This window comes from Vescimonas fastidiosa, assembly GCF_018326305.1.
Lineage (GTDB): Bacteria > Bacillota > Clostridia > Oscillospirales > Oscillospiraceae > Vescimonas > Vescimonas fastidiosa.
Genome location: NZ_AP023415.1, coordinates 1,102,217 through 1,126,087 on the forward strand (window position 1 = coordinate 1,102,217; position 23,871 = coordinate 1,126,087).

At 55.3% G+C, this 23,871-nt stretch carries 14 protein-coding genes; 6 read left to right on the forward strand and 8 right to left on the reverse strand.

What is annotated here, in order from left to right:
• Positions 1–219: 219 nt before the first annotated feature.
• From KI236_RS05425 to KI236_RS05460, 8 genes are all read right to left on the reverse strand, one after another.
• The gene (locus tag KI236_RS05425) at positions 220–2,631 is read right to left on the reverse strand and encodes a glycogen/starch/alpha-glucan phosphorylase (protein ID WP_212819965.1); all 2,412 of its coding nucleotides are present in this window, start codon (positions 2,629–2,631) and stop codon (positions 220–222) included.
• The gene (gene glgA, locus KI236_RS05430) at positions 2,628–4,079 is read right to left on the reverse strand and encodes a glycogen synthase GlgA (RefSeq protein WP_212819967.1); all 1,452 of its coding nucleotides are present in this window, start codon (positions 4,077–4,079) and stop codon (positions 2,628–2,630) included. Before glgA ends, KI236_RS05425 begins: the two co-directional genes overlap by 4 nt.
• Position 4,080: 1 nt before the next feature.
• Positions 4,081–5,178 carry a glucose-1-phosphate adenylyltransferase subunit GlgD gene (glgD, locus tag KI236_RS05435; protein WP_212819969.1) on the reverse strand — a complete coding sequence of 366 codons (1,098 nt, stop codon included), beginning with the start codon at positions 5,176–5,178 and terminating at the stop codon, positions 4,081–4,083.
• Entirely contained in the window at positions 5,175–6,392 is a 1,218-nt protein-coding gene (locus tag KI236_RS05440) for a glucose-1-phosphate adenylyltransferase (protein ID WP_212819971.1), read from the reverse strand. The genes glgD and KI236_RS05440 overlap by 4 nt, the downstream gene beginning before the upstream one ends.
• Positions 6,389–8,245, reverse strand: a complete 1,857-nt coding sequence (gene glgB, locus KI236_RS05445; RefSeq protein WP_212819973.1) for a 1,4-alpha-glucan branching protein GlgB — start codon at positions 8,243–8,245, stop codon at positions 6,389–6,391. The genes KI236_RS05440 and glgB overlap by 4 nt, the downstream gene beginning before the upstream one ends.
• A gap of 169 nt (positions 8,246–8,414) precedes the next feature.
• Complete coding sequence (locus KI236_RS12255) at positions 8,415–9,611, reverse strand: 5-bromo-4-chloroindolyl phosphate hydrolysis family protein (RefSeq protein WP_212819975.1); 1,197 nt, start codon at positions 9,609–9,611, stop codon at positions 8,415–8,417.
• Between the two features lie 178 nt (positions 9,612–9,789).
• The gene (locus KI236_RS05455) at positions 9,790–11,004 is read right to left on the reverse strand and encodes an L-serine ammonia-lyase, iron-sulfur-dependent, subunit alpha (RefSeq protein WP_212819977.1); all 1,215 of its coding nucleotides are present in this window, start codon (positions 11,002–11,004) and stop codon (positions 9,790–9,792) included.
• Between the two features lie 208 nt (positions 11,005–11,212).
• Positions 11,213–11,662, reverse strand: coding sequence for a sortase family protein (locus tag KI236_RS05460; protein WP_212819979.1), 450 nt, complete (start codon positions 11,660–11,662; stop codon positions 11,213–11,215).
• 637 nt (positions 11,663–12,299) lie between these two features.
• Between KI236_RS05460 and KI236_RS05465 the strand changes: the two genes are divergently transcribed.
• The 6 genes from KI236_RS05465 to KI236_RS05490 all read left to right on the forward strand — a co-directional run bounded on the left by KI236_RS05465 (position 12,300) and on the right by KI236_RS05490 (position 23,639).
• Positions 12,300–12,848 carry a hypothetical protein gene (locus KI236_RS05465; RefSeq protein ID WP_212819980.1) on the forward strand — a complete coding sequence of 183 codons (549 nt, stop codon included), beginning with the start codon at positions 12,300–12,302 and terminating at the stop codon, positions 12,846–12,848.
• Positions 12,845–14,572 carry a carbon starvation CstA family protein gene (locus KI236_RS05470; RefSeq protein WP_212819983.1) on the forward strand — a complete coding sequence of 576 codons (1,728 nt, stop codon included), beginning with the start codon at positions 12,845–12,847 and terminating at the stop codon, positions 14,570–14,572. Before KI236_RS05465 ends, KI236_RS05470 begins: the two co-directional genes overlap by 4 nt.
• A gap of 935 nt (positions 14,573–15,507) precedes the next feature.
• Positions 15,508–16,554, forward strand: coding sequence for a Fic family protein (locus KI236_RS05475; protein ID WP_212819985.1), 1,047 nt, complete (start codon positions 15,508–15,510; stop codon positions 16,552–16,554).
• A gap of 420 nt (positions 16,555–16,974) precedes the next feature.
• Complete coding sequence (locus tag KI236_RS05480) at positions 16,975–18,099, forward strand: restriction endonuclease-related protein (protein WP_212819987.1); 1,125 nt, start codon at positions 16,975–16,977, stop codon at positions 18,097–18,099.
• Positions 18,092–21,175, forward strand: coding sequence for a pPIWI_RE_Z domain-containing protein (locus KI236_RS05485; protein WP_212819989.1), 3,084 nt, complete (start codon positions 18,092–18,094; stop codon positions 21,173–21,175). The genes KI236_RS05480 and KI236_RS05485 overlap by 8 nt, the downstream gene beginning before the upstream one ends.
• Positions 21,165–23,639 carry a pPIWI_RE module domain-containing protein gene (locus KI236_RS05490; protein WP_212819991.1) on the forward strand — a complete coding sequence of 825 codons (2,475 nt, stop codon included), beginning with the start codon at positions 21,165–21,167 and terminating at the stop codon, positions 23,637–23,639. The genes KI236_RS05485 and KI236_RS05490 overlap by 11 nt, the downstream gene beginning before the upstream one ends.
• Positions 23,640–23,871: the final 232 nt, after the last annotated feature.

A 23,871-nucleotide genomic window follows, 5' to 3' on the forward strand; every position in this document is an offset into this window, starting at 1 on the left:
CCGCCCGCAGGCGGAAAAAAATTAAAATCATTTTCTCTCGCGACATGTGCGTGAGAGAAAATACCTCTCAGGCTGCCAGTGTGGAATTTTGAGCCAAGGGCTCAAAATTATGCGCGCAGCAGACTGCAAGCCTTTTGTCGGAAAAACCCGGAGGGTTTTTCGACAGTCTCAGCGGTGGCACCGGATGGGTGCCGCCGCTTTGGGAAACTCATATTCTCTTTACTCCTTGCAGGGGACATGCCAAATATCCCGGGCGTAGTCCCGGATGGCCCGGTCGGCGGCAAAGCCGCCGCTGCGGGCGATATTGTGCAGGCTGATCTGGTTCCAGCGCTCCCGATGGCCATAGGTGTCGATCATGCGGCGGCCTGCGTCGCAGTAGGAGACGAAGTCCGCCAGGAGCAGGTACTGGTCCGCCGGGCAGTTATCCCCGAAGAGCAGGCGGCGGTAGATGTCCTCATAGCTGACGCCGTCCCGGAAGCCGTCGCGAATGCCGTCCAGCACCCGTCGCAGCACAGGGTCCCGGTCGTACAGCAGCTTGGGGTCATAGTGCCGGGAAAGGGCCGCAGCCTCCTCCGCCTTCAGGCCGAAGAGGAAGATATTCTCATCCCCCAGCACCTGATGCATCTCCACATTGGCCCCGTCCAGAGTGCCCACGGTGACGGCTCCGTTCATCATAAACTTCATATTGCCCGTTCCGCTGGCCTCCTTGCCGGCGGTGGAGATCTGCTGAGACACCTCGCTGGCGGGCATTAGAGCCTCGGCCATGGACACCCGGTAATTCTCCAAAAACACCACCTGAAGCCTGTCCTTGCAGAGAGGATCGTGATTGATCTGATCGGCCAGGGAGCCGATGAGCCGGATGATCCGCTTAGCCACGGCGTAGCCCGGGGCGGCCTTGGCCCCGAAGAGGAAGGTCTGGGGGCGGAGGTCCATGTTGGGGCTATCCTGCAGGCGCTGGTAGAGGTAGAGGATGTGCATGACATTCAGCAGCTGCCGCTTATACTCGTGCAGGCGCTTGACCTGGACATTGAACACGGCATCGGTGTTTAGTATCACTCCCTGCTGGCGCTTGGCCCAATGGGCGAAGCGGGCCTTATTCTCCCCCTTGATCTCCTCCAGGCGATGCAGCACGGAGGTATCGCTTTCATAGGCGTCCAGCCCTTGCAGCTGCTCCGGGTGCAGGAGATAGCCGTCTCCGGTAAGGTCGCAGATGAGACTGTGCAGGCCGGGGTTTATCTGGCTGAGCCAGCGGCGGTGGTCCACGCCGTTGGTGACATTGTGGAACTGCCCGGGGCACATCTCATAAGCGTCCCGGAACACATCCCTGCGCAAGATCTCCGAGTGCAGGGCGGACACCCCGTTGACGCTCATGCCCCCGGCGATGCAGAGATTGGCCATGCGGACGCCGCCGTCCCAGACGATGGCCAGCTTTTCGGTTTTGGCGGGGTCGTGGAAGTGCTCCTCCACTTGTCGCTGCCAGCGGTGGGCAATCTCCACGATCACCTGCCAAATACGGGGCAAGAGGGTCTCAAACAGGGTCTGGGGCCAGCACTCCAGGGCCTCGGCCAGGACGGTGTGGTTGGTATAGGCCACGCTGTTTTTGGTGATGTTCCACGCCTCATCCCAGCCCATGCCCGCATCGTCCATGAAAATACGCATCAGCTCCGGGATGACCAGGGCCGGGTGGGTATCGTTGATCTGAATGACATTTTTCTCGTGGAAATTGCGCAGGGTGCCGTACACCTCCAGGTGCTTGCGGGTGATGGACTGGACGGTGGCGGAGACGAAGAAATACTGCTGCTTCAGGCGCAGGGACTTGCCCTCATAGTGGTTATCCTCGGGGTAGAGGATCTTGCTGATGGCATCGGCCATGGTGCGCTCCTCGCTGGCCTGGAGATACTGGCCCTGGCTGAAAAGCTGCATATCCACGCTCTTGGGGCTGCGGGCCTGCCAAAGGCGGAGGGTATTGACATGGTCGGTGTCATAGCCGGCGATCTCCATGTCGCAGGGCACGGCCAGGACCCGGGTATAGTCCTCATGCACGACCATGAGCTGGCCGCCGTCCCACTTGGTGCGGACGGTGCCGCCGAGGTGGACCTCCTCCGCGTCCTGGGGCCGGGGCAGCAGCCATGCGCCGCCTATATCCAGCCAGTCGTCGGGCAGCTCCACCTGCTGGCCCTCCACGATCTTCTGCTTAAAAATACCCAGCTCATAGCAGATGGAGTAGCCGGTGGCGGGAATGTTCAGGGTGGTCATGCTGTCTAAATAGCAGGCGGCCAGGCGGCCCAGGCCGCCGTTACCAAGCCCTGCATCGGGCTCCTGCTCGAAAAGATCGGCGGCCTTGAAGCCCAGCTCCTCCACCGCCTGGGTCAGGCTCTCCAAAAGGCCCAGGTTATAGGCGTTTTTCAAAAGGCTGCGGCCCATGAGAAACTCCAGGGACAGATAGTGGACCTGGCGCTCCTGGCACCTGTCCCGCTCCTCCCGGGTGGTAGCGCCCCGCTCGGCCATACAGTCCCGCAGGACCATGGCGCAGGCCCGGAGCATATCTCCGTCTCCCGCCTGCCGGGGCGAGCAGCCGCAGTTGATGCGCAGTCTTTGGATAATGGCTTCCTTCAGTGCTTCCTTGGTCATTTGGTACTCCTTGTTTGTCCGGTAATATGCTGATAGAGGGATTCGTAAGCGCCGGCGCTGGCGTCCCAGCTGAAATCATCGGTCATGCCGCGCTTTTGCACCTGGCGGAAGCGGTGGATGTCCGTGCGGTACAGGTTCACCGCCTGGGAGATGACATACTGCATATCGAAGGCGCTGTAATCGGCGAAAACGAAGCCGTTGCCGTCCTCCTGGCCCAGCTGGCAGGAGCGGACGGTGTCGGCCAGGCCGCCGGTCTGACGCACGATGGGTACCGCACCGTAGCGCATGGCGATCATCTGAGAAAGTCCGCAGGGCTCGGAGCGGGAGGGCATCAGAAAGAGGTCACTGCCGGCATAGATGCGGTGGGCCAGAGCCTCATTGTAGCCGATATAGGCGCACAGACGGCCCTTATAGCGGTTTTCCGCATAGCGGAAGAAATCCTCATATTGCCCGTCGCCGCTGCCCAGGATCACCAGCTGGCAGCCCGTCTGCATCACAACATCCAGGCTCTCGCAGATGAGGTCGATGCCCTTATGCCCCACCAGGCGGCTGACCACGGAGAGCAGGGGAACATCGCTCTGGACCTGGAGGCCCAGCTCCTTTTGCAGGGCTTTTTTGCAGTCGGCCTTGCCCCGCAGGCGCTGGGCCGAGAAATGGGCCGTCAACTCCGGGTCGGTGGCAGGGTCGAAAACGGCGGTGTCGATGCCGTTGACAATGCCGGTGAACTTCTCGCCGCAGCGCTGGACCACGGACTCCATGCCCTCGGCGTAGGCGCTCTGGTGGAGCTGCCGGGCATAGGTGGGGCTGACGGTGGTGACGGCATCGGCGCAGAGCATGGCCCCCTTCATCAGATTCACGCAGCCGTCCATCTGGAGGGTGCCGTCCTCGTACCAGCCCCGGTCCAGGCCGAAGAGGTCCTCCACCGTCTCCGGGCCGAACTTTCCCTGGTACTCCACATTATGAATGGTAAACACTGTGCGGATGCTGCGCAGGGCGTCCCAGCGCCCCGCCAGGTCCTGCCGGTAGATGGGGACCAGGGCGGTCTGCCAGTCGTTGCAGTGGATGACATCCGGCACCCGATCCAGCAGAGGGAGAAGGTCCATCACCGCCCGGGAGAAAAAGCCGAAGCGCTCGCCGTCGTCCCCCTCCCCGTAGAGGCGTCCCCGGGCAAAATAATGCTCGTTATCCACAAAATACCAGGTGACGCCCTGATAGTCCAGAGAAAACAATCCGCAGTATTCATGCCGCCAGGAAAGGTCTACATAGATGTGCTTGCGGAAGGTCATTTGCTGCCGCCACTGGGCCGCAATGGTATTATACAGCGGCAGGATCACTGCTACCCGGTGGCCGCGCTTTGCCAGGGCCACCGGAAGGCTTCCGGATACATCCGCCAGACCGCCGGTTTTGCAGAAGGGGGCGGCCTCCCCTGTTACATAGAGAATATTCACCTTATACCTCCGCGCCCTTGCCCAGCACCAGGGGATATTTTTCCGTACCCTCCAGGTGTACGCCGGGGCCGACCTTCACATCTTTATCGGCAATGACATGGCGCAGCTGCGCGCCACGACCCACCACCGTGTCCTTAAAGAGAATGCAGCCGTCTACCACGGCGCCCTTTTCCACCCGGACGCCACGGCTGAGAATGGAGCTATGCACGCTGCCCTGGATGTCGCACCCGTCGTCCACCAGAGAATTTACGCAGCCACCCTGGGGATCCATATAGGTGGAGGCGGCGTCGTTTTCCTTGGCATAAATAGGGCGCTGAGGGCAGAACAGGTCCTGCCGCACCGCCGGGTCCAAAAGCTGCATACTGCTCTCATAGTATCCGGCCACATCGGTGATATGGGCGGCAAAGCCGTGAAAAACATACCCGTGGATATGCATTTCCTTTGTAAGCCCCTGCAGCACACACTCCTGAAAGCTGTACTCGTGGCGGCTGACGAACCGCTCCACCAGGCGGAGCAGCAGCTCCGTCCGCAGCAGGAAGATCTGCAGGCAGCGGTTGCCCCGGCGGAGGTTTTCCACCACCTCCCGGACCCGGCCGGTCTCATCGGCCATCAGGTACATACCGTCGCCGGTGGAGGGGGCGCACACCGCCGTAACATCCGCGCCGGTGTCTATGTGGGCCCGGAGCACGGCCTGAAGGTCGATATTCAGGGCCACATCACTGTCGGCCAGGAGGACATAGTCCTGGCCGATGTGCCGCAGGTAATCCCTGACCACATCCAGAGCCTCCAGCTTGCCCCGGAATCGCCCGTTGCCCCGGGCGCTGTTATAGGCGAATACCGGCAGCAGCGTAAGCCCTCCGAAGCTCCGGGAGAGGTCCCAGCTCTTGCCGCCGCGCAGGTGGTCCATCATGCTCTGGCACTTGCCGTGCATCAGAACGCCTACATCCCGGATACCGGCGTTGACCATGTCCGAGAGGATGAAGTCCACCATACGGTAGGACCCGCCAAAGGGCACGGAGCCGTGGATGCGGGGCTCTGTCAGCTCCCGCAGGCCGTTGGATTTTTCATAGGAAAAGATGATGCCGTGCATTCCGTTCATACCTTTTTCGCCTCCTGTCCGTGGGTTTTATCCAGCATGGCTCCGGCGGGGACGGTCTCCCCGGGGGCCGCGTGAGCCTGAGGCCCCAGCACCGCCACGCCCCATTTGTCGGGGTCCTTGGCGGTCTCCGGGCCGGCCCCCACATGGGCGCCCTCCCCTACCACACTGTTTTCGCCCAGGATGGCGTATTCCACCCGGGCGCCCTTTTTCACCACCGCCCCGGGCATAACCACGGAGTAGGTGACCTGAGCCCCCTCCTCCACCACGGCGTTGTAGCTGAGGACCGTATTTTTTACCTCGCCGCGAATGTCGCAGCCCTTGGCCACGGCACTGTTGCCCACATCCGCCGTGGCCGCAAAGAAGGCGGGCGGACAGGAGGGGGTGCGGCTGTAAATGGGCCAGCGCTTATCCAGCAGGTTCAGGCCCGAGCCGGGAGCGAGCATATCCATATTGGCGTCCCACAGGGAGTCCAGGGTGCCCACATCCTTCCAATAGCCCTCGAAGCGATAGGCCACCATTTTCTCCCCGGCACGGAGCATGGCGGGGATGACATTTTTGCCGAAGTCGTTGGAGGAGGTGGGGTCCGCCTCGTCCTGCAGCAGGTACGCCCGGAGCTTTTTCCAGGTGAAGATGTAAATGCCCATGGAGGCCAGGTTGCTCTTGGGATGGGCGGGCTTTTCCTCGAACTCCGTAATGGTATCCCGGTCATCTACATTCATAATGCCGAAGCGGCTTGCCTCCTGCCAGGGAACCTCCATAACGGAGATGGTGCAGTCGGCCCCGGCCTCCTTATGGCGGCGGAGCATCCGGGAGTAGTCCATTTTATAGATATGGTCGCCGGAGAGGACGGCCACATAGTCCGGGTCATACAGGTCTACGAAGCCGATATTTTGATAGATGGCATTGGCGGTGCCCTTGTACCACCCGGCCCCGGAATTGCTCTGATAGGGGGGCAGGATATGTACGCCGCCGTTCATGCGGTCCAGCTCCCAGGGCTGGCCGCTGCCGATGTAGCTGTTCAGCTCCAGGGGACGGTACTGGGTCAGCACACCCACGGTGTCGATGCCGGAGTTGGTACAGTTGGACAGGGGAAAGTCGATGATGCGGAACTTCCCTCCAAAGGGGACGGCAGGCTTGGCCATATCCCCGGTAAGGACATAGAGCCGGCTGCCCTGGCCCCCGGCCAGCAGCATGGCGATACATTCTTTTTTCACGGATGATCCGCTCCTTTCTTCTGCTTAAAGGCTCCCCGGCCTTGGAGATACACCGCGCCCAGGGGCGGTATGCGCACACGGATGGAGGTTTCGCGGCCATGGGACGGGGACGCCTCCACCGGAATGGGTTTTTCATTGACGATGCCGCTGCCGCCCCACCGGACATCGTCGGTGTTAAATACCTCTCTGTACTCCGCCCTTTTCGGCACGCCGAAGCGGTACTCCTCCCGGGCCACGGGAGAAAAATTCACCGCGCATATAAGCTCCCGGCCCTTGCGGTCCCGGCGGAGAAAGACCAGGATATTATTGGAGCTGTCGTCCGGCACCAGCCAGGAAAAGCCGTCCCAGTCCGTATCGTTTTCCCACAGGGGCGGATTGTTCTTATAAAACCGGTTCAGCGCCCGGATGCAGCCGTGGGCAGCGGACACCGCCGCATCCTGCAAAACGGACCAGTCAAGCTCTCCTGCAAAGTCCCACTCCTTCCACTGGGGCAGCTCCCCACCCATGAACAGCAGCTTGCACCCCGGGTGGGCCAGCATATAGGCCAGAAAGCTCTTGACTCCTGCCAGCTGCATGGCTTCATCCCCGGGCATTTTACCCCGGAGAGAGCCCTTCATGTGGACCACCTCGTCATGGGAGATGGGCAGTACAAACCGCTCGGAGAAGGCGTAGACCAGGGAAAAGGTCACATCCTTGTGGTGGTACTGGCGGAAATAGGGGTCCATTTTCAGGTAGTGGCAGAGGTCGTTCATCCAGCCCATGTTCCACTTCAGGTCAAAGCCCAGGCCCTCGGGCCCCGTTACATGGGGCCAGGCGGTGGACTCCTCGGCAATCATCAGCGCCCCGGGCTTTTCCCGGTGGACGGCGGCATTGAGGAGCTGCAAAAACGCCACCGCCTCCAGGTTTTCCCGGCCGCCGTTTTTATTCCTGCGCCAGTGGGTGCGGCCATAGTCCAGATACAGCATGGAGGCCACGGCATCCACCCGCAGGCCGTCCATATGGTACTCCCGAAGCCACCACAGGGCAGACGAGAGCAGGAAGCTGCGCACCTCTCCCCTGCCGTAGTCAAAGACCCGGGTGCCCCAGCCGTCGTGCTCCCACTTCAGGGGGTCATCATATTCATAGAGGCAGGTGCCGTCGAACCTATATAGACCCTGCTCGTCCTTGCAGAAATGGGCCGGGACCCAGTCTAAAAACACCGCCAGACCCGCCCGGTGGAGCCTGTCTACCAGGTACTTGAAGTCCCGGGGGGTGCCATAGCGGGAGGTGGGGGCGAAGTAACCCGTACACTGGTAGCCCCAGGAGGCATCCAGAGGGTACTCTGTCACCGGCATCAGCTCCACCGCCGTGTAGCCCATGTCCGACACATATTCCGCCAGCTCGTCGGCCAGCTTGCGATAGTCAAAGGGGCTGCCGTCGGCGTAGCGGCGCCAGGAGCCCAGGTGGACCTCGTAGATATTCAGAGGCCGCTCCAGCAGGGGCTTCTCGGCCAGACTCCGCTGCCAGGCTCCATCCTGCCAGACATAGTCCAGGGGGGCTAATTTGCTGTCTGTCTGGGGGCGGGTGGCTGTATGGAAAGCGTAGGGGTCGGCCTTCCACACCCTTTTGCCGTCTGCTTGGGTGAGGCAGAATTTATAGCTGTCGTAGGCCTTTGCCTCCTCCGCCACGCACTCCCACACGCCGTCTCGGCAGGTCATTTCCATAGGCTCCCAGCCGGAAAAATCGCCCGCCAGGCTCACCGACCGGGCGTGGGGCGCCCACAGGCGAAAGCGGTAGCCCTTCTCCACCGGGTGCGCCCCGAACCAATCCGCCGCCGCGCACCAGGTGCCGCCGAAAAACGCCGCTCTATCCACCGCTCTCGCCTCCTCTATTTTTCAAAATTTTACCACGGTCCCCGGTGTTTTTCTGCTGAAAACCGTCTCCGTTTTTGCGCGGCAAGGCTTTACCGCACCTGCGCCCGTGTCTCAAGAAATGCACGGAAGCGACGACCGCCCTGAAAACAGGCAGTCGCCGCTGCATATTTTATTCTTCCTCCTGCTGCACCGCCGCACCCAGGCCGAAATCCTCGGCCACGCTGCCGCTGTCCCGCCGGAGCATCTGCTCCATGACACGGATGTCGCTGTCCACATCCATGGCATCGGACTGATAGAGTTGGTCAAGCTGCCGCTCAAAGCCCGCCACGATATTGTCCATGGTGCTGGCAATGCGCTGCTTGGCCTGGGACACATTCTCACCGCTGACGCCGGACTCCTCGAAGTCGGCATAGCTATCCAGGAGCTTTTGGGTGGTGGGCAGGTAATAATTCAGGAAGGTAGCCGCCTTGGCTTTCTTGGCCGGCTCCTCCTCCACAATGCGGAATATCTTGCCGGCCAGGTCCTCCAGGCGGTCGATCTTGGCGCTGATAACGGGGTCTGCAATGCGGTCATTGGCATAGCGGATGTCCCGGAGCTGGCCGCTGTAGCCCTCCCGGGTCTCCTCCGGGATGGGCTGTGCCTCCTTTTGGGCCTGCTCCAGGTCCTCGGCCGCCTCAAAGGTGCGCACCAAGACGCCCCGGCCCAGGTCCAGATAGGCCTCCTTGCCCCAAAAGCCCTTCTGCACCATCTGCTCCAGGTCGTTTTCCACCCGGCGGGGGGACACATCTGCGGCGGCGGCCAGCTGGGAAATGGTCACCGTGGGCTTCTTCCCGGCGATGGCCTGGTACTTGGCATAGCGGCGCAGACGGCGGCGCATCCAGTGGCTGCCCAGCAGCAGCCCCAGGCCCCCGGCGGTGATGCCCATGGGAAAGAACACTTCCTCCAAAAACCAGGCCCAATGGCCGTCCTGCAGGAAAAACAGGTAGTCACTGACCTTGCCAAACAGGACAATACTGCCGATAATGGTCAGAACAATTCCGATGTTCCGCAGTACATTGGCATTGCCATCGGAAACCTTGGGCGTGCGGCGGAGGATACTGCTCCCCTTCTTTTTTGTCTGTCCGGCGGAGCTGCTCTTTTTCTCCGCACTCCCGGGGGCGGTTTCTGCGGTGTCCTCCGTCTCGGCTGTGATGATCGTGGACTGCGTACCCCGTCCCGACTTACGCTTGCGGTCCGAAAGCTTGGCAAAAAGCACAATAAGTCCCACAGGCCAGGCAAAGGCAAACAGGATGGCAATGACCACCCACGACCACACCTCGTTTTTATCCGGCTTATTCGGTTGTCTGGGGCTTTTGCTCTCGGCCATGGTCTATTCCCTCCTGCGTAGTGCATTAGACATATTGATACGCTATATTTTACTCTTTTTCCGGCCCTGCGTCAAGGAACGGCGGACATTCTTTGCAAAGTTTTGCCAAAAATACAGGCGGCCCTTTCCGGGCCGCCTGCAGGCGTGAAAAATGCAAATCCTTTTATGCCGGGAGATTTTATTTTCCCCGGCGGGTATAGATGCGGGCCAGGCCGCCTTCGGCGGTCTCCCGGTAGCGCTGGTTCATATCCAGGCCCGTGTAATACATGCTTTTCAGCACCATGTCATAGCTGATATTCCGGGTGCCGGTGAGGAAGTAAGCGATGTTGGCCGAGTTGATGGCGCGCATGGCGGCCACGGCATTGCGCTCGATACAGGGCACCTGTACCAGGCCGCAGATGGGGTCGCAGGTGAGGCCCAGATGATGCTCCAAGGACACCTCGGCGGCGTACTCGATCTGATGGATATTATAGCCGAAGGCCTGGCAGGCAGCGGCGGCGGCCATGGAGCAGGCTACGCCCACCTCCGCCTGACAGCCGCACTCAGCCCCGGAGACGGAGGCATTGCGCTTGGCCAGCTCACCGAACAGACCCGCCACGCCCAAAGCATGGGCAATGTCCAGGTCGGACAGGTTCCGCTTATCCTTGAAATAGTACAGCACCGCCGGCAGCACGCCGCAGGCGCCGCAGGTGGGGGCGGTGACGATGGTGCCGTTGTCGGCGTTCTGCTCGCTGACAGCGTAGGCATAGGAGCAGACCTTCTGGCACTCCACCAGCTCCGGGTGCTTGGTCTCCACGATATGCTCGAACATATACTTGGCCTTGCGCTGGATGTGCAGGCCGCCGGGCAGCTCGCCGGTGCGGGAGAGGCCCTCCTCCACGGAACGCGTCATCACATGCCACACGCCGATGAGATAGTCCCAAATGTCGGGACCCTCATTCATCTCTATGTACTCCACCAGATCCACATAGCGGTACTGGCAGAACTGCAGTATCTCGGCAAAGGAGTTTTCCATGTAAGTCTCCTCGCCCTGATTATCTTCCTCCCGGCCCTCGATAACGATGTCGCCGCCGCCGATGCTCTCTATGCGGATGCGGCCCAGCTCCTTGCCCTCCCGCCAGGCAATGAGGTCCAGGGTGTTGGGATGCTTCAGGCCCCGGGGGTCCTCCTCTGAGAAAATCACCTCCGCCTCAATGGGCGCAAAGGCGTCCCGCAAAGCCCGGTCGGTGCCGTGGCCCCGCCCCGTTTTGGAGAGGGAACCGTAGAGAATGGCCTGAAATTTATCCGCCTCCGGATGCTCGTCCCGAAACAGCACCGCCGCCCGGGCGGGGCCCATGGTGTGAGAGCTGGAGGGGCCGGTACCTATTTTATAAATATCTCGAATGGATCGCATGTCCTTCCTCTCCTTGTATAACTTATAATTTAATATTGTATCCCGCAGCGGGAGGCTGGGCTACATTTCCCCTGCCGCCGCGCTCGGCTTCTTCCTTATTATAAATTATAACATCCGCGCCTGACAATGGCAAGAGGCCGAATAGCCAAAAAGTCCGGGTGTAAAAATTACGCGTGCGGCAAACCGAAGCCTTTTCGCCTGTCTCCGGTCACACCGGCTCCAGGCCCACAATATAGATCTCATACTCCCGCCCGCCGGGAACGCAGGTACACAGGTACAGGGACGCGGCGGGCAGAGGCCCGGACTTGGGGCGGATGCCGCAGTCGCTCCAGCCGGTGATCACAAACCGGCAGCGGTAGGGCCGAGCGGCCACGGTGACGGTGTCCCCGGGGGCAATATTCCACAGACCCCGAAAGCCCTGTCCCGCATGGTCCAGGATATAGGGCCCGTACCAGGCGGCCAGGTCCGGCCGGTCCACGATGCTCTGAAGCCGCTCCGAGGTGGCCAGCAGCACCCGGCGGCAGTCTACGGCGATGTCGCAGGCAGGCACCGTCAGCGCCGCCGGCTCCCGCAGCAGCTGAGCCTCCCGCACCAGCCATCCCGCTGCCACCGCCGCCAGCAGCAGGAAAAACAGCCGCACCCGTCCTCTCTTCCCCATGGGTCTCCCTCCTGTTTCCGTCTGTTAAGAAATAGGATACCCGGGAAGCGTCCGTTTCTTGCGGGTCGGACGCAAAAAAATGCAGCCGATTAAAGGCTGCATTTGAGACTGTCGAAAAAAGGCTTGCGGTCTGCTGCGCGCATAATTTGTCCGTCTGTGACGGACAAATTCCACACTGGCAGCCCGAGCTGTATTTTCTCTCACGCACATGTCGCGAGAGAAAATGATTTCATTTCTTTGCCGCCTGCGAGCGGCAAACTCTGCGAGGCTATTTTGACACGCTGAAATGCAATCTGAAAAGGGCTGCATTTCTCTATATTCTGCGGATTTCGCGGTTTTTATAATAAATTATTTCCGCGATAAATATGTATTTTTATAATAATACTCCCTTTTCCTGCAAAATGCAAACAGAATTTTTAACAGAATCTTTATGAATAATTTGTGTATTTTAACACTTGTATTTGTTAAAAATATGGCATATAATTCGTACAGCCTTTGGGGTTACATTTCCCCAAAGGGGAATTAATTGGCGTAAATTTCTCTAGAGGAGATTTTAGGCCGTTTTTTCGTTTTTATCAGTTCCTATGATACGAGATATTAGCAGAACTGAACGCTAAGAGGAACAGGAGGAATCCGTATGCAAAATCTGACACGCACAGAGGCGGTAGACAAGCTGCTGGGGCGCTACGCCGGATACTATGACATTTCTTCTGCCCAAGAGGATCAGGCTCCGCTGGTGGCCACCTGCGCTTTCCACGCCATGTCGGAAAAATATGTGCTGAGCAAGAAGGCGAAGCTTTGGCAGGCCGGAAGCCATGAATATGTGTATCTGTTTTCCGTGCCGCACCTGACGGAGGAGATCTACAACTCCTGCCGGGACTATGCGTATGCCAGCGGCATGGAGCTGATCGAGCCGGGTCCCACGCATATGTACAGCTACATCACCGCCATGTTCCTGTGCGACAGCTGCGATAAGGCAGCCAAAAAGGCTCTGCGGAAATGCCGCATCTACAAGAGCTTCAAAATGGCCTTTTGGGGTTGGATGGATTTCCACTCGGGCCTGGCGGTGCTGGAGGAGGGAAAAGCATTTTCCAACGCCAGCGGAAGAAGTGCAGCACAGCTTTTGGATAAAACGCTGTTTTGTAAAGCAAAGAGAAAACTGTTAGGAAAGGAGAAAACTTTATGAATGCTGCATTGTTTTTGATCATTGGCATTGTCGTGTTGGTCATAGGTTACATCTTCTATGGCGGCTGGCTTGCCAAAAAGTGGGGTATTGATAACAGCCGTGTCACCCCCGCTCATGAACTGGAGGACGGCAAGGACTACTGCCCTGCCAAGGCCCCCGTGCTGATGGGACATCACTTCTCGTCCATCGCCGGTGCCGGCCCCATCAACGGCCCCATTCAGGCCGCTGTGTTCGGCTGGGTGCCCGTGATGCTGTGGGTGCTCATCGGCGGCATCTTCTTCGGCGGCGTGCATGACTTCGGTGCCCTGTTCGCTTCCATTCGCCACAAGGGCCAGTCTATCGGCGAGGTCATTGGCGACGCCATCGGCCCCAAGGCTAAGAAACTGTTCATCATTTTCTCTTATCTGACCCTGATCCTGGTGGTGGCTGCCTTCGCATCTATCGTTGCCAACACCTTCAAGGCCACTTACACCGCTGACGGCGCTGTGGATGTTGCGGCTTCCTCCGCAAATGCCTCCACCGCTATCATCTCCATCATGTTCATCCTGATGGCCATTGTCTTCGGCTTCTTCGTATACCGCCGCAACGCTCCTCTGGGCGTGGCCACCGTTATCGGTGTTATCGGTATCGCCGCTTGCATGTACATCGGTCTGAACTGGCACCCCATCTACCTGAGCTACACCGTGTGGATGATCATTGTGGGTCTGTACATCGGCGTCGCTTCCGTCACCCCCGTGTGGATCCTGCTCCAGCCCCGTGACTACCTCAGCTCCTTCCTGCTGTACGGTATGATCATCCTGGCTGTGGTAGGCATTCTGGGCTGCCACCCCGTTGTGGATATGCCCGCCTTCACCGGCTTCAAGGATACCCTGGCTCCCAGCGGCACCTCCCTGGGTTATATGTTCCCGGCCCTGTTCGTGACCATCGCCTGCGGCGCTGTGTCCGGCTTCCACTCCCTGGTGGGCTCCGGTACCACGGCTAAGCAGCTGGATCAGGAAAAGGATGCCAAGCCCATCGCTTACGGCGGTATGCTCATTGAGTGCGCTCTGGCTCTCATCTCCGTGTGCGCCGTGGGTTACATCTGGGCTAAGTACTCCTCCGGCGAGACCGTGACCCCCACCGTGGTGTTTGCCACCGGCCTTGCCTCTATGTTCTCCGAGGTGTTCGGCAGCGGCTGCTACAATGCAGTTTACTCCATGCTGATCCTGGCCGTTTCCGCCTTCTGCCTGACCTCCGTGGATACCGCCACTCGTCTGGCCCGGTATATGTTCCAGGAGCTCTTCACTCCCCAGGGACAGGATGTCAAGGACCTCACCGGCTGGCGCAAGGTCATCACCAACCCCTATGTTGCAACCGCTATCACCGTGGTGGCCGGCGTTGCTCTGGGCCTGACCGGCTATGCCAAGATCTGGGCTCTGTTCGGCGCTGCCAACCAGCTGCTGGCTGCTCTGGGCCTGCTGGCCGTGTGCTGCTGGCTGGGTAAGATCGGCCGCAACAACAAGATGTTCTACTTCCCCATGTTCTTCATGCTGATCGTGACTCTGACCTCCCTGGTGTTCACCATCAAGGCACAGGTCGCTGGCATCATGGCCGGCGGTCAGGGCGTGGCATGGTTCTACATCCGCGGCATCATCGGCGTACTGCTGGTGATCCTGGCTATCGACCTGGTGGTAGAGGGCATCAAGGCTCTGGCTGCACAGGCAAAGCAGCGGACCGCCGCGTAACCCCTATTCCTAAAAATACTTTCCCTATTTTCCTATCTCCTCAAATAGCAAAGCGGGGCAGCCAAAAGGCTGCCTCGCTTTGTTTATGCCTGCGGAAAAAACCTCCGGGTTTTTCCAGCAAAAGGAGTACCAAACAAACGATATACGCCGGAGTTCAAGAGAATGGTTGTAGAAACCATGAAAAAAGAACATCTGAGTATCTATGCAGCGATGCAGGAATTCGGAATTAACGACCATACTTCAGAGGGGTATTATGATTCAAATGAAGCAACTTTAGCCTAATGCGGGGCGGCACATCCAAAAGGTGCTGCCATACCACCATCCAAAGCCACACGGTCTGTGTTTGCAGACCGTGTGGCTTTACAATTTCTAAAAAATATTCTCAATAGAAATGATAAATTCGAACACATTACCCACTTGGATAATGTAGTTCGGATTATCATTCTTTGGTCCGAGTAGTGCGGCTCGAACGCACGGTCTCCTGCTCCCAAAGGGATGCTGAACACTTTTTTCGCTTGTTTATAGCGGTTTTCGGCGCTTTTTAATTTGTTTCACTTACTCTTTGACGCTCTTATCTCCGCTGTTTCCGGGTGTTCCAGCGCCGTCTGTGGTAATCTATGTGGTCAAAAACGCTTCCCGCCCGGTTTTCGGTGAACATTCACCGGTGCCGGATGGGAAGCGTTTCTCGTTGCTGTGTGGTCTGTATTGTAACTCTGGGGAGGGTGTTATGCAAGTGTTTTCTGCGCAGACAGCAGCTCAAAGGTTGAGCCGCTATAGACAAAGAATTGGCGGGAAGATAGGCAGAGGTACTTTTCTTGCTCCCTGGGTATAAATCCCTTAATACAGGCATAATAGTAAGGGATTTACGGCACAGCCTATTGACTATTCCCTTATTCTGTATTATCATTTAAGGGAAAACGAATGGAGGTGAGGGGATGAGAACCTTCAATTACTCCGCAATCAAGGAGCAGAAGTGGGACTCGGATATTCTTGGCCTGATTGCGGCCATATACAAGGAAGCCGGCAAGCAGGAACTGTATTTGAAGCAGCGCCCGGAGGAGCTCGAAAAACTCGTGGAAATTGCCAAGATACAGAGCACCGAGGCATCGAATGCCATCGAGGGCATCGTCACCACGAGTACCCGAATCCGGCAGCTCGTCGAGGAGAAAACCACGCCGAGAAACCGTGACGAGCAGGAAATTGCCGGATACCGCGATGTGCTGAGTATCATTCACGAGAGCTTTGACGCGATACCAATTACGCAGAACTATATCCTGCAGCTTCACAAAATCCTCTACAGCCACATGAATAACCCGCTTGCGGGCCGCACAAAAAGCGTGCAGAATTATATCACTGCCACTTATCCGGACGGTCATGTGGAAACGCTGTTCACCCCGCTTGCCCCTTATGAAACGCCGGAAGCGCTGGACAGAATCTGCGAGGAATACAATCGTGTGATTGGCAACATGGAACTGGAGCCGTTGATTGCAATCCCGGTTTTCATCCATGACTTCCTGTGCATTCACCCGTTCAATGACGGCAACGGACGAATGAGCCGATTGCTCACAACGCTGCTTCTGTACCGAAGCGGATTTTATGTCGGCAAGTATATCTCCCTTGAAGCCAAAATCGCCAAAAACAAGGACCTGTATTACGACGCGCTTGCACAGGCGCAAACTGGCTGGCACGAAGGCAACGAGAATGTAGTGCCCTTCATCAAGTACCTGCTGGGAACGATCCTTGCCGCCTACAAAGACTTTGAAGATCGTGTGGCGCTTGTGGAAACCAAGCTGTCCGCATTGGAAATGGTGCGCAGAGCAAGCAAGAATAGAATCGGGCGGTTCAATAAGCAGGACATCCGGGAGCTTTGCCCGACGCTCAGTGACAGTTCCATAGAGGGGGCCTTGCGTAAGCTGATTGCAGCCGGCGAGTTGAAAAAAGAAGGTCGTGGGAAGAACACCTGTTACTTCAGACTGAATTAAATTTCCGTCAAATTAGAGGGCCGCACCTGTTCATACAAGCAGGTGCGGCCCTTTTGGTCGCCTAAAAGGTCGTGCACAATAACGCTATAGACAAAGAAGAATCAATTTCCGCAGTAAGCACGAATAGCCTGTGCAACAAATTTTGACATGTCCTCGCCGCCTGCCCTGTCTGAAATGCTCATCAGCCACAATATACGAAGAGAGTGAAAATGTACGAAAAGAGTGAAAATGCTTCTTGACAAGCCGTAAGGCATTCCTTATAATTACACCTGTACACGAGAAAAGTTAAAAGCGCATCGATTCGGTATATATAGACTTTGTTTCGCAATTTGTATATTCCAATCACATTGTATTTTCAACGGTTCTCTTGTACATATCAAGAGAGCCGTTTTATTTTGTTTTAAGGCAGGAGGGATTTCTATGGATACGGCATTTATGCGAAAAACATTCGCGCTGATTGCAAAAGGATTGATTGAGAAAGAACAGTTGCTGCAAATGGAACCGACAAGGTATCCCTACAGCAAAGCTTTGCAGCATGGAATCAACATGTTTTTAGCCGCAAGTCAATGGGCGGGGAGTCAAGCCGCTGTCGAGTATCCCGACGAGGCCTCTTTCCTTGCGCATTTTATCACCAGACCTATTGAGGAGTGGTTCGATACATGGGAATCGGGAGCTGTCGAGCAATTGCATCTTCAGGAAGAGCCTTTTTATGCCTATGACGCCTTTGCGTATCAAAAAGCCGGTAACGTATATGTTCCCAGCTCGGATTGCTATGAGTTCCTGGAAACGCAGGACAGTGACATCATGAACGGAACAGACGAGCGTATTCTCTATGAAAAAATAATTACATTAAGTCAAGAAGATTACTGCAGGGTCAGAAGATATATCATCGAGCATCCGATTATCACACTCGAGGATAGGCGCACCATGTCTCTTGAACTGGCCGATGATCCGATGGCCAGAGACGCCTTCCAGTTTGCTTACGAGGAAATTACGGAGGAAAGCTACCGCTGTCCTCAATGCGGATGGACGATGATGCAAGGAAAGTATGGCTACAGCTGTCACTCGACCCATTGCACAGATACCCTCCCCGAATTCACGGATGAGATGAAACTGGACATTTCGGCTGGTGATCTCTATCGGTTAAAGAAAGGCATTATGCGGTATTTTGCCACACCGGGAAAGCTTGAACTTGAAATTGCGGCGTTTTGTGAGAAAAAGAAGCTTCGCTGGGCATTGTGGCCGCAGATGGACCGCTATGATGTGGAGATCCGGTTCCCGGACGGGGATATTTGGGAAATTGACGCAAAGGCATATCGAAATCCCATCGCGCTCCGCACGAAGATTCAGAATGACGGTGGGTTCCCTTCCGGGGACTATGCGCGCGGCTATTTTGTGATCCCCAGCGAATACACAGTCAATCAGCGAAACTATACCGCGATCATCAACCGCGTACTGAAGGATCAAAAAAATGTAGAGTGTGTGACCCTGAAGGCGCTGAAAACCGCAATTGCGAAGAAGGAGGCGGCATGCAACGATGAATAAGACCAAAGACGGCTGGTACACTCCGCTTGCGGCACAATTTCAAGGCATAGACGAACCCATGCCGCTTGCCAGATTCGCGGCGATCGAAGCGGTTCTGCATTTGCTTGCCCTGAACGCACCGGCCACCGATCCGGCAAAGGCCTATCTGTTATTTACCCAATATCAGCTTATTGGCACAACGGCGTGCACAGATATGGAACACACCTTGCAGCAGGCCCGGCACACATTGGGGTACTATCGTTCTCAAAAATACTGGCAGGATGATTTGCGGGCATATCAGGCTCCGAAATATGATGCAGTTCGCGCTTTTTCGTTTGAGAAATCGGGGGAAAGTCGTTCGTTTTCCAAAGCAGAGGGGGAATATCCCTATCCGTATGAGCAGCGCCAAAGGGAGTGGGAACGATTTTGGACGGAAAGACTTGAAGAAGCCAAGCCGACTTCTTATGCCGGAGCCGGAACATATCGCTATCCGTATCTGAATCTGGAAACCGGGGAAACCGAAACTGTTTCAGTCAGATTTGACAGTGACTGTACCGCACCCGTTCCACCGGGAATTCCTGAAAAAGGACGCAGAGAACCAATTTCCGTCACTCTGGACGAACTGCTGAACACCGCAAAGGAAATGGCCGGGATGCATCCCGGTGACCCGTGCTGCGAGATTTTATCGACCAATATTCTCAAGCAGATCAATGGGGCTTCCGTCAGTACATGTACGAAGCTCACGATTCTTGAGGTCGTCAATATCGTTGGCATGGTTGGCGCGGGCAAATCCACGCTGATCAAGGTATTGGCATTTTGGTGTCATAAAAATGGGTGCCGGATGACGATCGTTGTTGACACGGTAGCCGAAGTCATGAACCTGCAGAAATATTTATCAGCCTTTGGGGTTGCGGCAAGCCCGTTGATTGGCCGCGGTGAAAGGCTGAAATATATCAATCAGGTCGCGCAGCCCTGTGAGACCTGTTTGCCGGCAGAATTTTCTCAATACTTAACGCCGTTATGTTTGGTTGATGGGATGGATGCGCAGCATAGTGAAGCGATCGCTTTCGGCAAAGAGCCGTGCTACGCCCTGAAAAAAGGGAACAAGAATCACCTGTGTCCGTATTTTCATCAGTGCCTGGGCACCAGAATGCTCCGTGAATGCTATACCGCTTCCGTTGTTATCACAACAGTTGCGGGCTTTGCGGCATCTCGGGTAGGAGCGCAGCGGGAAACCTTTCTGGAGTTGGTAATGCGCGGCTTTGATGTGGTCGTCTTTGACGAAAGTGACAGAGTTCAAAAAACGCTTGATCACTTTTTTATGCCGGAAACGAGCTTTAATAGCTATATCCGCGAATGTGCCGAAGATTGCAGCGCCTATATGCGGCTGAGCAGCAAACGCAGAGAGGAGAATCTGGCCGAGCAGAGATACGATGAAATGCAGCGCCAGAGCGTGACAGTCCTGAGCTGTCTCGTAAAATCTCTGCACCATGAATTGGGTACATGGAAGAAAATTGCGCATGGCGATCCTTTCTCGGCACTTACCCTCTTAGAGGATATGTACCGGGATGAGTCGGAATATAGAATTCCATATGCCGTCTATCAAGCCATCTATGACCTGATCGATATGCAGGATGAAGACGGCATCCGTCAAAGTACGCTATGGGCCGTTCTTGAGAGCTCCTGCAAGAGTACCGACGAGACATTCTTTAACCAAATGTACCGCATTTGGCTGAATGAGCTGGGCGATGATTTTTCGCGGCCAAAGAAGGATAAAGTGAAACAAATCCAAGATGCCCGCATCAAGCTTATTTTGCGGCTCATTTATTTTGATCACTTTATCCGAGACCTCAGCGATGCGTATGAGGCCAGCCATGAAACCTCTTACGGACAAAATGAACTGTTCGGATTCCTGCAGACCCGTTTTCGGCAGCAGCAGTATTTCCTGCCCTCTGCGCTGTGCGGCAACCTGTTCGGCCTGAAAAAGACAGACGACGAAGACATTATTCTGTTCCGCCAGTTCGCGTTTGGCCGAAGCCTGATGAAGGATCTTCCGTATCTGCGCACTGACGCACAGGGCGATCCTGCGGGTCCTCATGTGATCATGCTGTCCGGTTCCAGCTGGGCGGAGGGCTCCTATGAGTACCACATCAATCGGCCGGTGAACTATATCCTTGAGGCAGATGGTGAGAAACGCGCATTTTTAGAAAAAACGCGATTCTTTGAATCCGGTTTTCCGGAGCGTATTTCCGGTGCGTCGGATGATCAGCGCGTGGTGCAGCTGCGGTTTGCGACCGAACGGACTGTCGATCTGATCGTCAGAGAATATGAGAGAAGGGCCGGGAAGATCCTGTTGGTCGTCAACAGCTATGTTCAGGCACAGGAAGTACAGCGAACACTGGAGACGGCCCTGCGGAAGGTCAATTGCCCTGCACAGGTTTGCCGGATGATCTCTGATGCCATCAGCAGCGAGAATGTTCAGGGAACGGTGCGCCGGGGGGAGGTCAGCCGGTTTGCCGGGATGAAAGAGGAGATCCTGATTGCGCCCGCTATGGCGATCGAACGCGGACACAACATTGTCGATGAGTACGGCCACTCTGCCCTTTGCGCGGTGTTTTTCATGGTGCGGCCGATGGCTGTTCCTGACGATATCCAGCAGAAGGGCAGCAAGCTCAATGGATTTGTGGAATCCCACTGTCATCGAGGGCCACAGGAATCTCTGTTCGCATACAATGTGCGCATCCGACAATTTGCAGCACAGCAGTGGGCCAAGATGAGCAAAAGCAAATCGTTTGGTTTGGCTGAACTGGATGCCGAAGAGCGGAAGGATGTGGTTGCAACACTGTTTGTTTTGATCCTTCAGATTTTTGGCCGGTTGGCGCGTGTGACGGATGTGACAAAGCCGGAACCGCATGTTTATTTTATTGACGGCGCATTTCGCGCCCGCGAAGAAAAGCAAGGTGACTTTGACTGTCTCTCCGAGTTGGGCAGGTACTTAGATGCATTGATGACCTGCAAAGACAGTGCAGAAATTGCCGAAACGCTGTATGCTCCATTTTATAAAGCTTATCGAAAGGACATTCCGTATGAATCATAAAATCTATCCGCTGGCATATAAACTGTCTCCCAAACAAACCTGCACCCTGTATTATTTGGGGTTTCCCGCATCCTGGAAAACAACCCTGCTGAACATCGCACGGAAGAAGAACCCAAAGTTCAAGGATGAGTATGGACTTCCAACGAATGCGCTAAAGAAGTTGGTTGACAGCTGGATGGAAGGTATCATCGCGTTAGCTCCATTAAAAATGGGAAGCCATGATGAGCGTTGGATTACATCCTGCTATGAATACTCCGAGAAGAATATTCATGCATTGTGCAGCATTATTAAGACTTGGGTAAAGGCCACTTATGTCACACCCTCAAAGGCAGACCCCATAGTCAAAAAGCTCGCAAAAGAATTTTGCGATACGATGAATTGGGAAGAACTTGCGGCGGTTCAATCCACGGATGAAGTCTGCCTTACACTCGAAAATGGGACGGTTAGTGAAGCTGCTTATCAGGCAATTCCTCTTTTGGCAATCAACCGTCTACTGGGGAAAAAGATTGCCCTGAGCGGGCAAACGCTGCGCCTGTGCTATGCCGCTAAGAATCAGCTGATCAGCGATCCGATCACAGATATGAAAAGTCACCATCAATACTCTTTTGTATTTGATCTATCTGTACAGACAACTCCTCCGGAAAGAAAAGCGCTGCTGCTGTGCCAGATGAGCATTCGCCGCTGGATCCCCGATAACTACAATAAAGAGCGAACCCCGTTTTTAACGAATGCCATTAATTCCTATATTAAGATTTCCGAGGATAAATATTGCCAAGTTCCCATCATCTATGGTTACACGGCCAAACAGCCCATATGGAAAGAACAGGACAAGGAGTGCTACAATATTTGGGGATATGAGCAATTACCATCGGTGGAAGCTGTTGTAAAAAATCCCGCAGCATACGCGAAAAAAATTCTTCTTCCCTACAAAAACGGCATGGCCGGCTTTGCAACTTCCAAAATCGGAACAGGTGTGTCCGTTGTTGACAAGGCGTCACTGTACAGGGCAGTGTCTGCTCTGCTCGGAGATATGATTTGTGAGCAGCCCGAAGCGGAACGGGTCATGCTGCGAGGGCAGAAACTCAAAAAATATTACTCCCCGCAGGACTATGAGGATTCTGAAGATTTCCGGAACTGGGTCAGCCGATGCACGGAGACAGACCAAATCACATTCGAGCTGTATGGCCTGTGGAAGGATGCTTCACAGCAAAGACTGCTGAAACAGATTGAGACCAAAATTAAACAGGATTTTGGCGACGAAAAGGATACATCCAGCCTGAAAGTGCGGTATGTGTGTAAAGAAGTCGGCAGTCTTGCAGATAGCATGCCGGACGATAATCTGCAAACGCAGATTACACGATGCGGTGAAATCGCCGTTCTATTAGGCGATACCGATGGGGTAACGGCTTGTATTTTCATTTTGCCCGGGCAAGAGAACTATGGTGTTGGCGACCCAAAATCTGTCCTTCGCAATGCATTCGCCCGAACCGGCCGAGTTGTGCAGTTTGTTACCCCCGGCGAAGATGCCAATCAGAATAAAATTGAAAATGCTGTGTACGACCTCTATCGGCAGTTAGGTGTGGTGACCCTGCTGGATCCTAAACATAAACAACCTGATTTGGCGCATACACCCTGTATGGGCATGCATTTATGTACGCAAGTTCAAGGAATCTCAAATAAAGCTCGTTTTCTTCCGCTTTACATTACGGTTGATTTAACGGAAGGAAAGACTCGAGTGCATTGTGATGCGTTTTCAAATCGGACCGTTTCTTATCGAGAGGCTTGCATCGAAATGGCACAGCTTTTCTGGAAAAGTGATTTGGAACAACGCTGTGTTGATGCAAGCCGCACTCCTGCAAAACAAAAGCTCATCGAGCTGAAAAATCGGTACGATACGCTGGAAAACGGTGTGCTGGTCTTTGTCCAATCCGATGGAAATACACGAGCGGTATGGGGCGGTATCTCCGACAAGGAGATTGGCGGATATGCCATGATAGGTGAGTATTGTCCATCTCAGATCAATGTTGGAACGCCGCAAAGCCCATATTTACTCTCATTAGCAGATTCGGGCGTGCGGATAATCCGAATCAGGAGCAACCAAGAAGTTCCGGATTATTTCACGGAGTTGAGCGTAAAAGCTACTGACGATAATTTACAGCATTCTTCCACATCGGGTATTTTTAAATACGAAGATGTGTATTGGGGCATTCATATGAAGCCGAATGATAATCGCTACACATGGAGCTTTAGAGAATCTAAGATCAATTACCCCCTGCATCCATTTGCGGAAAAGGATATGATTGAGCTGTATCCACTGCAGCTTCAGCCGGGAGATGACGCAGCAAGCTGGATTTTCTATGCAAACGCACTGCGCGACATTTCAATTCAGTATAATCAGTCGACGGTTCTCCCTTTACCGCTCCACTTGGCAAAGGCTCTTGAAGAGTACCTTTTCAACGCATAATTAATAGGCATTAAAATCAGGCACTACCTCTGTTTCTTTGAGGTGGTGCCTGTATTTTTCAGTGTTGATTTTCTCAATGTAGCTGAATAGAGTTGGAATTTGACAGGAATTCGACGAATCTATCATTTCCTTGCTTTTTTCTGCCGAATATGCTATCTTTAATAATGATACTATCCATTGGATTGGGCCTTGGCAGTATGGCTGCAATAGACCAAAAGCTCTGCCATTTGGC

Bases quoted from the DNA above. Each gene is read 5' to 3' on its own strand.
- KI236_RS05460 (WP_212819979.1), bottom strand. From the start codon at position 11,662: ATGGGGAAGAGAGGACGGGTGCGGCTGTTTTTCCTGCTGCTGGCGGCG.
- KI236_RS05490 (WP_212819991.1), top strand. From the start codon at position 21,165: ATGAATCATAAAATCTATCCGCTGGCATATAAACTGTCTCCCAAACAA.
- KI236_RS12255 (WP_212819975.1), bottom strand. From the start codon at position 9,611: ATGGCCGAGAGCAAAAGCCCCAGACAACCGAATAAGCCGGATAAAAAC.
- KI236_RS05455 (WP_212819977.1), bottom strand. From the start codon at position 11,004: ATGCGATCCATTCGAGATATTTATAAAATAGGTACCGGCCCCTCCAGC.
- KI236_RS05485 (WP_212819989.1), top strand. From the start codon at position 18,092: ATGAATAAGACCAAAGACGGCTGGTACACTCCGCTTGCGGCACAATTT.
- KI236_RS05480 (WP_212819987.1), top strand. From the start codon at position 16,975: ATGGATACGGCATTTATGCGAAAAACATTCGCGCTGATTGCAAAAGGA.
- KI236_RS05465 (WP_212819980.1), top strand. From the start codon at position 12,300: ATGCAAAATCTGACACGCACAGAGGCGGTAGACAAGCTGCTGGGGCGC.
- KI236_RS05475 (WP_212819985.1), top strand. From the start codon at position 15,508: ATGAGAACCTTCAATTACTCCGCAATCAAGGAGCAGAAGTGGGACTCG.
- glgD (WP_212819969.1), bottom strand. From the start codon at position 5,178: ATGAACGGAATGCACGGCATCATCTTTTCCTATGAAAAATCCAACGGC.
- KI236_RS05425 (WP_212819965.1), bottom strand. From the start codon at position 2,631: ATGACCAAGGAAGCACTGAAGGAAGCCATTATCCAAAGACTGCGCATC.
- KI236_RS05470 (WP_212819983.1), top strand. From the start codon at position 12,845: ATGAATGCTGCATTGTTTTTGATCATTGGCATTGTCGTGTTGGTCATA.